Here is a 14,831-nt window from a genome sequence, read left to right as displayed (position 1 = left end):
GCGCCTGAGATCAAAAGCAGATCAAGATCAAGATCAGGAGCGGCTCGCTTCGCATCGTGGTTAGGGTTGGGGGGACTGGAGTTGTGTTGGCAGCTATGCTGCGATGACGCCGGTTCAGGCAACTCAAATCTCGGGTGTCCAGGTCACCCCGAGCATCCACGTCCGGGCTGCTTCGCGATAATTCTGATACCCCTCGAGGTAGCTGTACTTCGCCCGCGCATAAGCCTTGTCCAGCACGTTATCGACCTTCAACGACAACGAAACCTCGCGGTTCAACGCCCAACTGCTGCGCAGCCCCAGCAAAGCATAGCCGCCCAGGCGATGACGATTGGCTTCGTCATCGTAGCTGCTGCTGATCGCCTGCCAGCTCGCGCCCACACCGACCTTATCGAACTGCCGATCCAGGTCCAGGTTCAACGTGCGCCGTGCGCGGCGCGCCAGGGTATGGCCGCTGTCGCGATCACGCGGGTCGATCAACGACACGCCCAGGTTGCCTTGCCAGCCAAACAACTCCTGCTTGAGCGCTGCTTCAACACCATTGATTCGCGCCGACGCCACATTCTGCGGCTTGCCGCCGTCGAGGATGATCGCATCACTCAGGTCGGTGCGGTACAGCGAGGCTTCCAGGCGTGTGCTGTCCGCCAGTTGGCTGCGCCATTGCACCTCGTAGCTTTTTGACGTCTCAGGCTGCAGGTTGGGGTTGCTGTATTGCGTGTCGGGGTAATAGAGGTCGTTGAAGGTCGGCGCACGGAAGCCTTCGCTGTAGCTGAACAAAACGTCGTTGTCAGGGTTGATCGGCACTGTCAGCGTGCCGCTCCAGCTGTTCTGGCCGCCGAACTGCTGGTTCTGGTCGCGGCGCAGGCCCAGTTCGGTGGAAAACCATTCACCGTGAAAGCGATGCTGCACGAAGGCGGCACGGTTCCAGCGACTGTCTTCGGTAAACGCGGTGGAACCGTGGAAGCGGTCTTCGTACCAGTCGCCGCCGACGATCAGGCTGTTGCGCTCGTTCAGCGTCAGGTCGTTCTGCCAGTTGACCGAGTCGCGGTAGGTATTGAACACGCTGAAATCATCGCTGAGGGTATCGCGCTTGGTGTCGCGGTTTTCGCTGTGGCCCAGCTCCAGGCGCGACTGCCAGCCTTCGCTGAGGGTGGCGTCGACATAGCCGCTGGCACTGCTGACGGTGTAATCGGTGTAGGGTTTCTGGCCGAAGCTTTGCCCGGTGGCGAAGTCGTAGCGCCCGAAGCTGTTGTCGTACTCCGACTTGCCGCGGTTATCCAAAAGGTTGAAGCCCAGCTCCAGCGCATCGCTGAACGAGTGGCTGAGGTTCAGGCTCAGGGACTGATTGCGGTAGGCGTCGTGGTCGCCGTCGCTGGGAAACGACTGATGGCTCGAGTTGATACCGGCCGTTTCATCCAGGCTGGCGCCCAGGTTGAAGCGCGTCTGTTCATCGCCGCCCGACAGGCCGACGCTGCGCTCCCAGGTCTGGTGGCTGCCAAAGCCCAGCTTCACCCGGGGTTGCAAGCCTTGCTCGGCGTTGCGTCGGGTAAACACCTGGATCACCCCGCCGATCGCATCGCTGCCGTAAATCACCGAACGTGAGCCGCGCAGCACTTCCACGCGCTCAATCTGGTCGACGTTGAGGTATTGCAGACCGCTGTCGCCGGAGGTGGTATTGGCGATGCGCTGGCCGTCCACCAGCACCAGACTCTGCGCCGATTTTGTACCGCGAATGTAGATGCCCGGCAGACTGCCACGTCCTCCGGTGGGCGCCACTTGCACCCCGGGCACGCGACTGAGCAGGTCGGTAACGCTGTCGGGCTGCAGGCGGTCGATATCGGCGCGGGTGAAGACGGTGTTGGCGGCGCTGCTGTCATTGCGCGCCTGCACCTGACGGTTGGCGCTGATGACCACGTCGGAGAGTTTCAAGGCCTGATCGCGGGTGTCGGCGAGCAGATCGGCGCAGGGTAGCAGCAGGGCAAGGCTCAGGCGTTTCATGGGCTGTCCATAGCGTTTGAAGGGTGTACACATCAAAATGTGGGAGGGGGCTTGCCCCCGATTGCAGTGTGTCAGTCAGAACATCTGGTACTGATACACCGCTATCGGGGGCAAGCCCCCTCCCACATTTAGTCCCGGTTTCTACAGGGCCAGAAGCGCCAAACGCTGGCGCACCGAAGCCTCGATACCGGCCTCATCCAACCCGCATTCAGCCAGCATCTGCGCCGGCTTGGCGTGTTCGACGTACATATCCGGCAAGCCCAGGTGCAGCACCGACTTGAGGATATTCTCCCGTGCCAGGAATTCACTGACCGCCGCACCGGCGCCGCCCATGATGGCGTTTTCTTCGACCGTCACCAGCAGTTCGTGACTACCGGCAATCTCGCGCACCAAGGCTTCATCCAGTGGTTTGACGAAGCGCATGTCGACCACGGTGGCATCGAGTTTCTCCGCAACTTTCAAGGCTTCGGCCAGTTGCACGCCGAACACCAGGAAGGCCGTCTTGCTGCCCTGGCGACGCAGGAGGCCCTTGCCGATTTCAATCGGCTCCAGGTCTTTCTCGATCACCGCATTCGGGCCATTGCCGCGCGGATAGCGCACGGCGGCGGGGCCGTTGTACAGGTGGCCGGTGCTGAGCATCTTGCGCAATTCGTTCTCGTCGCTCGGCGTCATGACCAGCATGCCGGGGATGCAGCGCAGGTAGGACAGGTCGAAACTGCCCGCATGGGTCGGGCCGTCTTCGCCGACGAGGCCGGCGCGGTCAATGGCGAACAGTACGTCGAGGTTCTGCACCGCCACGTCATGCACCAACTGGTCATAACCGCGTTGCAGGAAGGTCGAGTAAATCGCGACCACCGGCTTGGCGCCTTCACACGCCATGCCCGCGGCGAACGTCACCGCGTGCTGCTCGGCAATCGCCACGTCGAAATAGCGCAGCGGGAAACGTTCGCTGAAGGTCACCAGGTCGGAGCCTTCCTTCATCGCCGGGGTAATGCCTACCAGGCGCGGGTCGGCGGTGGCCATGTCGCACAGCCATTCGCCGAACACGCCGGAATATTTCGGCCCGCTGGCCTTTTTCGGCGCGGCGGCGGGGGCGTCCAGGGGCTCGAGCTTGGTGATCGCGTGGTAACCGATAGGGTCGACTTCCGCCGGGGCGAAGCCTTTGCCCTTCTTGGTGACGATATGCAGGAACTGCGGGCCCTTGAGGTCACGCATATTGCGCAGCGTGGCGATCAGGGTGGGCAGGTCGTGGCCGTCGATCGGGCCGATGTAGTTCCAGCCCAACTCTTCGAACAAGGTGCCGGGCACCAGCATGCCCTTGGCATATTCTTCGGTGCGACGGGCAATTTCCCACGCGCCGGGCAGACGCGACAGCACTTTCTTGCTGCCTTCGCGCATGCTGGCGTAGGTGCGGCTGGAGAGGATTTTCGCCAGGTAATTGGACAAACCACCGACATTGCGCGAAATCGACATGTCGTTGTCGTTGAGGATCACCAACATGTTGGCATCCACTTCCGGCGCATGGTTCAGCGCTTCGAAGGCCATGCCCGCGGTCAGCGCGCCATCACCGATCACCGCGATCGCCTTGCGCTCACTGCCTTGCAGGCGGGCGGCAATCGCCATGCCCAGCGCTGCACTGATGGAGGTGCTGGAGTGGCCGACGCCAAAGGTGTCGTACTCGCTCTCCGAACGCCGTGGAAAGGCGGCGATACCGTCCTTCTGGCGCAGGCTGGCCATGCGCTCGCGACGCCCGGTAAGGATTTTATGCGGATATGCCTGGTGGCCCACGTCCCACACCAGCCGGTCGTCCGGGGTGTCGAATACGTAGTGCAGGGCGATGGTCAGCTCGATCACGCCCAGCCCGGCACCGAAATGCCCACCGGTCTGGCCGACCGTGTAGAGCAATTCCAGGCGCAGTTCATCGGCCAGGGTTTCCAGCTCGGCTTCACCCAGTCGACGCAGGCCGTCCGGCGTGGCAGCACGGTCGAGCAGGGGCGTGGACGGGCGCTTGCGGGGAATCTCTTGGAACGTCGTGGGCATCAGGCGAATCGTTATAGGTATAGAAGAGGCGGCAGTTTACCTCAAGCATTGCAAACTGCCCACGCAGAGGGGCGAACTTGGCCGATTTGCGGCGCTTATGGCCGCACCTGTCAGTGGCGACGTTCGACGATATACCGGGCCAGATCACGCAACGGCTCAGCCGCCGCGTCGAAAGGTCGCAGGGCGTCCAGGGCTTGATCGCGCAGCTCCAGGGCGTAGGCCTTGGCGGCCGCAAGCCCGATCAGCGCAGGATAGGTCGGCTTGTCCCGCGCAATATCGGCGCCCTGGCGTTTGCCGAGGGTGGCAGTGTCGCTTTCCACGTCGAGGATATCGTCCTGCACCTGGAAGGCCAGGCCGACAGCCCGTGAATAGGTTTGCAGCGCCGCCAGTTGCGCCGCTTCAGCCCGGCCACTGGCCAGGGCGCCCAGTTGCACGGCGGCTTCGATCAGCGCGCCGGTCTTGTGACGATGCATGTGTTCCAGGGCTTGTTGATCCAACTTGAGGCTGACCGAACCCATGTCGATCGCCTGCCCGCCGACCATCCCGGCCGGGCCTGCGGCCAGGGCCAGGGCGGTGACCATGCGCAGGCGGGTCTCGGCGTTGACGCTGCTCAGCGCCGGGTCCAGCAATGCGCTGAACGCCAGGCTCTGCAGGCCATCACCGGCCAGGATCGCATAGGCTTCATCAAAGGCTTTATGGGTGGTCGGCTGGCCGCGACGCAGATCGTCGTCGTCCATCGCCGGCAGATCGTCATGTACCAGGGAATAGGCGTGAATCAGCTCTACCGCACAGGCCGCGCCGTTGGCCTGCTCGGCTGGCGCACCCAGCGCTTCACACGCGGCATACGCCAGCAAAGGGCGCACACGCTTGCCACCGTTCATCACGCTGTAGCGCATGGCGGCGTAAAGCCGCTTCATTTCCGGGCTCGGCGCAACAAACAAGGGCTCCAGCGCCGCATTTACCCGGGCTTGGCTACTGGCCTGATACGCATCGATCATTCGGGTTGTTCCGCATCGAAAGGTTCTTCGGCCAACTCCCCGTCGCGCTCAAGCAACACCTGAACTTTTTGCTCAGCCTGCGCCAACGCGCTCTGGCAGTCACGCGTCAGGCCGATGCCTTGCTCAAACGCCGTCAACGAGTCTTCCAGCGACAACTCGCCGTTCTCCAGACGCTCGACCAGGGTTTGCAGGTCGGCGAGGGATTGTTCGAAATCGAGTGCAACTTTTTTGCGGGCCATGGCGGCAATTCCGGTAGACGGTAAACCGGCGCGACACTAGCAGACATGGGGGATTGGGGCAAATGAGTGGGGGCTTACTCGCCTGCTGTATTAATCTGATAACGCGTGCTGCGACCGCCTCCGGGCAGACGGATCAGGCAGTTTTTTTCCAGCAGGTCAGCCAGGTGCCGCGTGGCTGTTGCCTTGGATACCTTGGCCACCGCCTGATACTGCGCGGCGCTGATGCCCTGTTCGAAACCCCTTTCACCGCCGTCGAGCAGGCGGTCGAGCACCTTGGTCTGTTCGGCAGACAAAGCAGCGCCGCGGTGGTGGTCCCAGAATCGCGTCTTGCTCAACACACGATCTATCCTCGCCATTGCCTCTTGCAGGCTGCGCAACAACGTTCTCAGAAACCACTCGAGCCAATCCGTGATATCGAGCGTGGCCTTTTGGCTGGACTCCAATGCGTTGTAATAGCCCTGGCGGTCCTCAAGGATACTGGCTGACATCGCATAAAAGCGTATCGCATGATGGTCGCCCTGGGCCAAGGCCAAGTCAGTGATGGCGCGTGTCAGGCGACCATTGCCGTCATCGAACGGGTGAAGCGTGATAAACCAGAAATGCGCAACGCCGGCACGTATGAAGGGGTCCAGTTCCGCTTGACTGCGGCTCAGTTCGAACCACTCAAGAAAGTCATCGAGCGCCTGCTTCAGCCCCGCGCGTGGCGGCGCCTCAAAATGCACGGTAGGCCGGTCAAGACGGCCCGATACTACCTGCATCTGCTCATCCCCCCGCAGCCCCCCGACAGTTATCTCTCGCGTGAAAACGCTCGCTTGCGAAGATGGAAACAGCAAATGGTGCCAATGCATCAGACGCGAATAGGTGAACGGTTTGGCGAATTGCTCGGTGGCATCCATCATCAGATCAGCGAGGCCTTCGCTACGGCGGCTTACCTGATCGGCTTTCGTGGCCTCCAAGCCTAACCGTCGCGCCAGGGAGGACCGCACCGAGCCGACATTCAGTTGCTCGCCTTCAATAGCGGAGGAGGTCAGGATGTTTTGCAGCAGCGCGTCCAGCTCGTTCTGCGCGCTGGCTACCTGACCAGCGGAGCCGAGCATGCCCAGGAGTTTGCCCTGCGAGTGACTGCATTCGCGCAGCAAAGCAGCCAAGCGTCCGGGCTGCCAGTGGAAATGGGGCCAATCGAGGTGTTGCCAGATCCAGCGGGGGTGATCCATGGAAGGAGTACCTAGGTACTGAGTCGAATGTAGGGGTTATTCGGCTCATATGGTGAGCCGATTGTGCTGGTCATTCGGCTCACTGTCGAGGGGGCAAGCCGATGATTGGATGTTTGAGTGTCTAAAATTTTTTAGATATTAGTTGGGTAAAGATGAATGGCGGTAGCTCTGACATCAACGAAGCCGAGCTCGTGCGGCACTGGCTGGTCTAGCTCTACGAGGATTACTGAATCCCCTATCTTTAGTACTGCACAGCCGTCTGTACCGTTAATAAGCTCGCCAGTTATTATCTGTATGCCATCATTTACGGTGATTTTTGGCGTTGTGTCAGAAGAAAGATAAATATTTTCCTTCCAGGAAAATACTTCATCCAATTCTAATTCCACATCCAAAACATCACCGATGTTGGGTTTGGTGCCATGCCAGAAAGCTATGCCATTTCCAAAAAGCGAGCTGAACTCCACACATAAAGTGTCTTGGACGGAAAAAACGTCAGTCGTTCGTATTTTCATTTCACTTCTTCGTTAATGGGACCCGTACAACAGTATTGTCTATATTCATCGTGTTGGTCTTCAGTTCAAGTGTCCATGTTTCCTCATGATAATGATGCTTGCTTGGCTTGCTGTTCATTTCATGAGCGCCGTAACGGATGCTTCTTTTTGCATCGCTGGAAACAATTCTGTCTTTATCAGGTTTGCCTGTTCGTGGGTTGGTATTCGTATGAGGGGGAGGTCCCAAAAACTCTTCCCATTTATGAACGGTTTCTTCCGGATTTACAGGTTTACTGGCATAGGTCTCCTTGTGGTAGCCAATATCAGGTCGCGCATTTGGGCTCTTAGGTGTGGGTGTGCTGTATTCATTAGCCTGCGGCAGTGCCTCTGGACCTTCATGACTACTCTGCTGGCACTTGTTTTCACCTGGACAATTGTTCAGACCTAGAGGGTCTACCCAGCCTGTAGGGTTGGGCACGTACTGGTACGCATTGATCCCACCCGCCAGCTTTACCGGGTCCGGCGTCAGGTAACGACCAATATCCGGATTGTAGTAGCGATGGCGGTTGTAGTGCAGGCCACTTTCCTGGTCGTAGTACTGGCCTTGGAAGCGCAGCGGGTTGTCGATTTTGCCGACGTCGAGGCGGCTGATTTCGCCGTAGGCGCGGTGGTACGCGGACCAGACGATTTCACCGTCGGGCGTGGTGAGTTCCTGCGGTGTGCCGAGGTGGTCGAGTTGGTAGTGGTAGGGCTTTACGTCTTCCGGCCCGAAGCCTTCCAGCAGTGCCAGCGGACGGAAGCTGTCGGGTTCGTAGAGGTAGCTGCGATGACGTTCCGCATGGTGTTCGGCGATCAGCTTGTCGCCTTGCCAGAAGAACTCTGTGGTTTTCTCTTCTATGGTTTTGCTGATACGTCGACCAAACGGGTCATAGCGATAGCTTGCGGTTTGGCCGTTGGGCTTGGTGACGCCGATCAGCCGGTGCTGGCAGTCGTAGCGGTATTCGGTGACGAGTGAATGACCTTTGCCGCGCCGTTCTCTTATTAGATTTCCAAAAGCGTCATAGTCGTAATGGTGATCGCCTTGGATCATCAGGCGATTGCCCGCCACGATGTCCGGCCCCGGCCTGTCTTGCATAAGCAAATTGCCGGCGGGGTTGTGGCCGAAACGCTCCTGCACGTCTTGCGAGTGATCGGCGCGGGTCAGGCGGTTTAGCGGGTCGTAGCGGTAACGGTGTTCGCCTTTGCGGGTGTCGAGCAGGCGGGTGAGGTTGCCGGCTTTGTCGTAGTCGTATTGGCGTTGGTAAAGGTGGTTTCCTTGCTGGGTAACGGCGTGGGCGTGCAGGCGGTTTTGGTCGTCGTAGTGGTAGTGGCTGAGCAGCTTGCCTTGTTGGCGTTGGTGTTCGCGACCGGCGTTGAATAGATGCGAGGTGAGCACGTTACCGTTGAGTTCGACGGTGGCCAGGTGGCCGCCTTTGTCATGGTTGAAGGTGAGGCGGTTGTTGTCCGGCAGGCGTAAATGTTGAAGTTGCCCGCAGGCATCGTAGCCGTAGCGCAAGGTGCCCCAGCCCTGGTGCTCAGCAGTGAGGCGGTTTTGTTTGTCGTACTCGTAAGCCAGCGCCCAGTGGCCGTCTTCGACGCTGAGGAGGTTGCCTTGGCGGTCGTAGGTGTAGTCGACCGTATTGCCATCGGGGAGGGTTTTTCTTACAAGACGACCGGCATGATCGCGCTCGTAACGGGTAACGAGCTGACTGCCATCGTCGCCATGTTCGGTCTTTTCCAGCAGGTTGCCGTTGAGGTCGTAGGCATAGGCGGTGCGTTGGCCGTCGAAGCCGGTTTCCTGTCGGATCAGGCCGTTGGGGTGGTAGTCCAGTTGATAGGTTTCACCGACTTCGTTTTCGATTTCAGTCAGCAAAAGGCGGGCATTGTCGTAGCGATACTTGACCTGGGTACCATCGGCGTTGATGCGGCGGCTGATCAGGTGCAGGCCGTCGGCGTATTCGTAGCGGGTGAGGTGGCCGAGTTCATCGCGTTCGGCGATGATTTTTCCGTAGGGGTTGTAGCTGAATTCCCGATAGGTACTGTCGGATTGGGTCAGTTTCAGCAGGCGTCCTACCGCGTCCCATTGATACTGAGTCAGCGCGCCAAGCTCATCCTCACGCGACAATTGCCGGCCCAGATCGTCATAGCGATAACGCTTGATCCCGCCATTGGGCAGCTGTTCTTCAACAAGCTGCCCGCGCTCATTCCACACCAGCCGATGACAACTGTGGTAGGGATACCAGACCCCAGTCAGTTGCCCCCGCTTGTCGTAGCTGTAATCCGTCGCGTTGCCCTCCGGGTCAATCCTGCGGATGACATCGCCTTGCTCATTACGCTCGTATTTCCAGACCGCCTCACCACGCCGTACAACCCGTACGAAACCATTGTCATGCTCGTAGGACGTCGGCTCATCCTCCCCCGGAAACAGCGCGATCAAGCGTCCGGCGTCGTCGTACTGATACGCCGTCACCGCGCCCAGCGGGTCCTGCTCGACGGTCAGTCGGCCCTTGTCGTCGTAGGATTTGAAATGCCGGGCGCCGTCGGGATCGATGCGCTGTACCAGTCGCGCCCGGTCGTCATGGACATACACTTCCTGGCTGCCATCGGCGTTGTGCACGTTGACGCTGCCGTCATCGCCCCATACATACCGTGTGTCCATCTGCGAAAAACTGGCCCAGTGCCGGACACAGCGTGCGGCTTTACCAGATCTTTCCCACGCCCAAAAGAAACTCGCCCCACCGGCCAACTGCCGCTCAAGAATGACGTGCTGTTCGTCGTACCGATAAACCTCGCGTTCACCGACCGCATTGGTCGCCGATACCAGTCGTCCGGCGTCGTCGTAGGCGTAGGAAACGATGTTCTGCTCGGTCACCCACACGAAGGGTTCATGGCCTTTGGCGCGATGCACCTGGTAGTCCACCGCCACGATGCGGTCGAATTCATACCGCAACAAAAGCGAACGGCCTGCACCGTTATCCAGTCGCTCAATACGCCCCAACTGATCCCGGACAATGCGCAGCCGGTTGTCATACGCATCGCTGATCGCCGTCAGCACGCCGTCGCAAAAGTGATAAAACCGAGAAGCCTGGGCCAGCACCAACTCGTCAGGAACCGAGCCCAAATAAATCGCCGCTTCCGCCAGGCTGTTGGTAATCGCCGGCCGAGCAGCCGTCGGCAAGGGCAGGGTGGTCGAGCGATTCTCATGGTCGGTCCACACCACCGAATCGGCTGAAACCACAAGCCTGTGCGCCAGCGCGTGACTCCAGCCAAACCCCAGCCCGCAATCCACTTCCACCGCACTGGTGCGGTACAAACGCGTCCACTCGAACGGCAAGATGCCATCCAGCGCGCCATCGGTCAGGGTCAGCAGTTCCTCGCCGGTGACCATCGACACCGGGCAACCGTGGGTAACGGTTTTATCCGCAGAGGCAGCAGTATCTCCAGCCGGATTTTTAGCCGAGGTAGGCGCATCATCTACATGCTCTTTATGCAGCAGCACCGCGTTCTGCCGAGCCTTCCAGCGCATCTGCAGGGTGCCCTGCTTCAGCCCACCGACCACCCCTCGAACCGCCACCGCTTTATAGCGATCCACCGCCTGCATAAACTTGGTCAGAATCGCCAGCATGCTCTGTATGAAGCCAACCGCAGCATCAACAATCCGAGCGCCATACTTGCCCAGCCGCAAGCTCAAATACGCCACACCCGCCGCCGGTAAGGCGATGGTCAGTACCGCGCCAATCACCAGATCAATCAGCAGCGACACGATCAACCCTGCAGCTACTTGCGCGATCTGGCCCGGCGGCAATGCGTCCAGCCAGACCAGCGCGGTGCGCACCAGAAGAAACAGTGCCGCCTCATCACTGGCCAGCAACATCGCGTGTTCCATGATTTTGGGTGCATCGCTGGCGATTTGCGCCAACTTGGCTGCTTGGGCTCCCAAGTGCTCTACGTACTGCAACGGATCTTCAAGGATCGACTGCACCAGCTTTATGCTGTCCCACACCTCATGGATCGCCGCCCAACTGCCCGCCAGTACGCCGCTGCCAATTGCACTGGCCGTGGATTGCTGCCAATGCGGCTTGAAGTCCTTCCACTGATCGCGTAGCCATTGCTCCAGATCTGCTTTCAGCCCGGCATAAGAGGCAAACAGGGCATCCACTTGCTGCGCTGAAACACCGCCTTGAACCCGAACCTGATAGCGTCCGCCAGCGGCGCAATAGTGCGAACCCTCGCCGTGTTCATCGAGCATGATCACGGCTGAACTGCCGTCATCCAGGCGCGTCACCTCAACAGGGATGTCGCCAATCGGTACGTCATACAGCGACTCGAACCTGCTCTGGATCTTAAGCACGCCTCCCACCGGGCAACGAGCCACGGTAGAAAAATCCGCGTCGGTATGGCTCACCGACTGCTGCGAATCCCCGGCCCGCAACACCCGGTCCATCCCCAGCAACGACGGCATATCCGCAGCATGGCTCACCGAATTCAGTGCTCGGGAATACCAGGCACCCATTTGCTGGCGATAAATCGTCAGGCTCTGATGGAAAGTATCCAGCTCATATTCGATCGAGGTGATGTGGGCAGCGTGGGTCATCCATGACGTCTCGGCAGAAGGCAAGGCGTCGGAGTCTGCCGCAGCGAAAGGCGGCTGGATGAGCGGTTTGAAAAATCAGATTGCGCTTACAAAAGGCGGGCAATTTTCGATGTCGACGTTTGCCCCCGGATCACTTCAGATAGCGACGCTGCTGATTGACGAACAGTGCCTTGAGCGCCTTTCAGCTGGGTTTTAAACGCATTCAAACTGGCTTCCATCCGCTGCAACTCGGCGATTTGCGCGGCTAATGTTGAGGCGGTTGTAGATTGGAGTGTTCACGGTTGAATTCTTTTTTATTTGGGCTGGTTGGGCGTTGTGTTCAACATGGGTACAGATTAATGGGTGGTTGATGGAGGATAAATCGGGGTGGAGGGAGTCTTACTGCCTACTATTAGGTGGACAATAAAAGGCGGACAAAGTAATCCCCGAAGCGGTACCATGGTTTAATATTCATCCTATAAATACCCTTATAGGGATATATTTTTCATGAAAATAAACCGCCTTCTCGCAAATTGGCCATCGGGCACGATCGCCACCCAGGCGTGGCTTCACGAGCAGGGCGTCGGCCCCAACCTGATTCAGAAATATCAGCAAACAGGCTGGGTAGAGCGTGTGGGTCACGGCGCCTGGAAACGCAGCGGTGACAGTATCGACTGGCACAGCGGTGTATTCGCGTTGCAACAGGACGCAACAGTGCAAATCTGGCCGGGCGGCGCGACGGCGTTGAGCCTGGCCGGTTACAGCCATTACCTGACGTTTGGAAAAGAAACCGTTGATTTATTTGGCACCTCAGGCGCCGTTCTCCCCGGTTGGTTTCGCAAGCATGAATGGGAAGCGCAGATTAACTTCCATCCGGGCGCGCTCTTCACAGGGCTGGAAGATATGGCGTTACAAGTTTTCCAAATACCTTACCGCCAATTCGCGCTAAAAATCTCCACCCCGGAACGTGCGGTGCTCGAGCTTATTCACCAAAGCGCCGACGAGATGCTGTTCAGCGGTGTGGCCGATGTGATGAACGGTCTTGCCACGTTGAGCCCCAGGCGCCTGCAGAAGCTGCTTGAAGCGTGCAACTCCATCCGCGTCAAACGTGTGTTCTTTGTGCTGGCGCGCAATGCGGCTCATACCTGGTATGAGCGAATAGACCGTTCCAGCATTGATCCAGGCAAGGGCAAGCGGCAAATCATCCGGGGCGGTCGACTCGATAAAGAGTTCCTTATTACCGTTCCGGAGCGTTTTGCCAATGCCACTTGATCCACGTTATGCCGCTCAGGTTCGTCTGCTGGTGCAGGTCATTCCTTACGTGGCGGCAGAACGATGTTGCCGTCCCATGGCTGAATTGCTGGCACCCCGCTGGAAGCCATTGGCGGGCGTGTTTCAGGCTGAATTCGCCGGCATGACGCGAGAGCCGGTTACACTTGGCCAGTTGGAAGCGGCGAGGGAGGCGTTGTTAACGGCGATCCGCCAACAATTCGATGAACAGGATGGCGCCTTCCTGATCTCGATCAAACAGGGAAAGCCGGACTGGACGACGCTGAACCTGCCGGGAATAGATCGCTTGCCTGCCGTGCAATGGAAGTTGCATAACGTCAGGCAGATGCCGGCTGCAAAACGGATGGAAGCAGTGGCGAAGCTGGAAGCGGTGGTTGAGCAGTTGTTGGCTGGCTAAGGCATTTCATGAAACAAGCCTGCTTTTAAGGGCAGGCTTGTCATCAGGTTCGGTTCGCTTACTTCTGCTGCGCCGTCAACGCCGCATACCCATTCATCAAATTGCGATAGTTGGGAATACGCTGGGACAACAGATTTCCCAAGCCTTCGATATCGTTACGCCAGTCGCGGTGCAGCTCACACGCCACCGAGAACCAGTTCATCAACTGCGCACCGGCCTGGGTCATCCGGCTCCACGCCGCCTGCTGCACCGTGGTATTGAACGTGCCCGACGCATCCGTCACCACAAACACCTCGAATCCTTCCGCCAGCGCCGACAAGGTCGGGAACGCCACGCACACATCCGTCACTACACCGGCAATGATGATCTGCTTACGCCCGGTGGCCTTGATCGCCTTGACGAAGTCTTCGTTGTCCCACGCATTGATCTGGCCTGGGCGAGCGATATACGGCGCGTCCGGGAACATCTCCTTCAACTCCGGCACCAGCGGGCCGTTGGGGCCTTGTTCGAAACTGGTGGTGAGGATGGTCGGCAGGTTGAAGAACTTGGCCAGGTCGGCGAGGGCCAGCACGTTGTTCTTGAACTCGTTGGGGGAGAAGTCCTGCACCAGAGAGATCAGGCCGGTCTGGTGGTCGACCAGCAGCACGATGGCGTCGTCTTTGTTGAGGTGGTTGTAGGTTGGAGTGCTCATGGTTGAATCCTTTTTTGTTTAGGTTGGTGGGCGTTGTGTTCAACATGGGCATAGATTAATGGGTGGGAAGTAAGGGATAAATCGGCTGTGATGAGTCTTACTGTCAACTCGAACAGGACGATGGTTAGTGCAGCAGTCTGTTGCACAAAATCAATGTGGAGAGCGATGGGGGATTTGACTTTGAATGGCCAGCAGGTCCTATCCCTTTCATTTGCAGGACGTTTCCGAGAGAATCCCAACCGCATTGCGCCAGCGGGAATGGGTGACTAGGCTGCGGATTGTCACTGCACATTCAGTGACCGGGTTTAGTCGCCCGGATTCGATTGGCGCATAAGCAATTCATGAGTCAGGCACCCCATCGCCTGCATCTTATGGTGGCTGTGCGCAGGGCACCTCCGGGTGCGCCGGGTTTCCAATCGACCGGTCGACTAACCTGCGTACAGCTGCCGCCTTTTGTTTAGTCGCCGAAAGTGGCAGCTCCAAATTATCGATTGGAGTTTTGCTATGGATAACGTTTGTTCGGATTCGCCGTCATCAGCTGTGACCAACCCATTTTCCGTCAATGAAGAACTGAGCTTCGAGGACGCCTGGGTGCAGGTGGCTGAGCTGCTGCATTGTGCGCTGGCCACGTCGCAGGTGCTCGGCGAGCCAGTGGCTGCGCCGCAAAGGGCGGTGATGCATTTGGTGGAGATGGCCAGGATGGTGGCCGATCGGGCTGTGGCGTGTTTGCAGGCCCCATGACGCGCAAGGCCGGCAAATCGCTAGGCGGCCTCTTTTGATCATTCAATTGTCCAGCGGCTGTTGGACAATTGAGCCGAGATTGGCGGGCATTAAAAAGCCGGCTTATGGCCGGCTTCTCTGTGA

General features: G+C 58.8%; 11 protein-coding genes. 3 read left to right on the top strand and 8 right to left on the bottom strand.

Annotated features, from left to right (window positions below):
- Positions 1-123: 123 nt before the first annotated feature.
- The 7 genes from BOP93_RS23780 to BOP93_RS23750 form a co-directional block, all read right to left on the bottom strand.
- Positions 124-1,995 (bottom strand): TonB-dependent receptor domain-containing protein, encoded by a 1,872-nt coding sequence (locus tag BOP93_RS23780; RefSeq protein ID WP_104504862.1) that lies wholly within the window; start codon positions 1,993-1,995, stop codon positions 124-126.
- Between the two features lie 141 nt (positions 1,996-2,136).
- Positions 2,137-4,035, bottom strand: a complete 1,899-nt coding sequence (gene dxs / locus BOP93_RS23775; protein ID WP_104504861.1) for a 1-deoxy-D-xylulose-5-phosphate synthase — start codon at positions 4,033-4,035, stop codon at positions 2,137-2,139.
- Between the two features lie 110 nt (positions 4,036-4,145).
- Positions 4,146-5,033 carry a polyprenyl synthetase family protein gene (locus tag BOP93_RS23770; RefSeq protein WP_104504860.1) on the bottom strand — a complete coding sequence of 296 codons (888 nt, stop codon included), beginning with the start codon at positions 5,031-5,033 and terminating at the stop codon, positions 4,146-4,148.
- Positions 5,030-5,272, bottom strand: coding sequence for an exodeoxyribonuclease VII small subunit (locus tag BOP93_RS23765; RefSeq protein ID WP_003176346.1), 243 nt, complete (start codon positions 5,270-5,272; stop codon positions 5,030-5,032). Before BOP93_RS23765 ends, BOP93_RS23770 begins: the two co-directional genes overlap by 4 nt.
- Positions 5,273-5,346: 74 nt before the next feature.
- Positions 5,347-6,486: a Fic family protein gene (locus tag BOP93_RS23760; protein ID WP_104504859.1), complete on the bottom strand. Its 1,140-nt coding sequence runs from the start codon at positions 6,484-6,486 to the stop codon at positions 5,347-5,349.
- Positions 6,487-6,617: 131 nt separating this feature from the next.
- A complete protein-coding gene (locus BOP93_RS23755) occupies positions 6,618-6,998 on the bottom strand; it encodes a hypothetical protein (protein WP_104504858.1) in 381 nt (126 codons plus the stop codon).
- 1 nt (position 6,999) lies between these two features.
- Positions 7,000-11,610, bottom strand: coding sequence for an RHS repeat-associated core domain-containing protein (locus tag BOP93_RS23750; RefSeq protein WP_104504857.1), 4,611 nt, complete (start codon positions 11,608-11,610; stop codon positions 7,000-7,002).
- Positions 11,611-12,096: 486 nt separating this feature from the next.
- Between BOP93_RS23750 and BOP93_RS23745 the strand changes: the two genes are divergently transcribed.
- Both BOP93_RS23745 and BOP93_RS23740 read left to right on the top strand, forming a co-directional pair.
- On the top strand, positions 12,097-12,861 hold the full coding sequence (locus BOP93_RS23745) for a type IV toxin-antitoxin system AbiEi family antitoxin (RefSeq protein WP_104504856.1): 765 nt from the start codon (positions 12,097-12,099) through the stop codon (positions 12,859-12,861).
- Positions 12,851-13,276 (top strand): hypothetical protein, encoded by a 426-nt coding sequence (locus BOP93_RS23740; protein WP_104504855.1) that lies wholly within the window; start codon positions 12,851-12,853, stop codon positions 13,274-13,276. Before BOP93_RS23745 ends, BOP93_RS23740 begins: the two co-directional genes overlap by 11 nt.
- A 58-nt stretch (positions 13,277-13,334) precedes the next feature.
- Here the strand turns inward: BOP93_RS23740 and ycaC are convergent, their stop codons facing one another.
- Entirely contained in the window at positions 13,335-13,967 is a 633-nt protein-coding gene (gene ycaC, locus BOP93_RS23735; RefSeq protein ID WP_104504854.1) for an isochorismate family cysteine hydrolase YcaC, read from the bottom strand.
- A gap of 504 nt (positions 13,968-14,471) precedes the next feature.
- On the opposite strand from ycaC, the gene BOP93_RS23730 reads away from it, so the two are divergent.
- Positions 14,472-14,708 (top strand): hypothetical protein, encoded by a 237-nt coding sequence (locus BOP93_RS23730; RefSeq protein ID WP_104504853.1) that lies wholly within the window; start codon positions 14,472-14,474, stop codon positions 14,706-14,708.
- Positions 14,709-14,831 lie beyond the last annotated feature (123 nt).

Source organism: Pseudomonas orientalis, assembly GCF_002934065.1.
Classification (GTDB): domain Bacteria; phylum Pseudomonadota; class Gammaproteobacteria; order Pseudomonadales; family Pseudomonadaceae; genus Aquipseudomonas; species Aquipseudomonas orientalis_A.
This window is presented reverse-complemented; position numbering and strand designations above follow the sequence as displayed.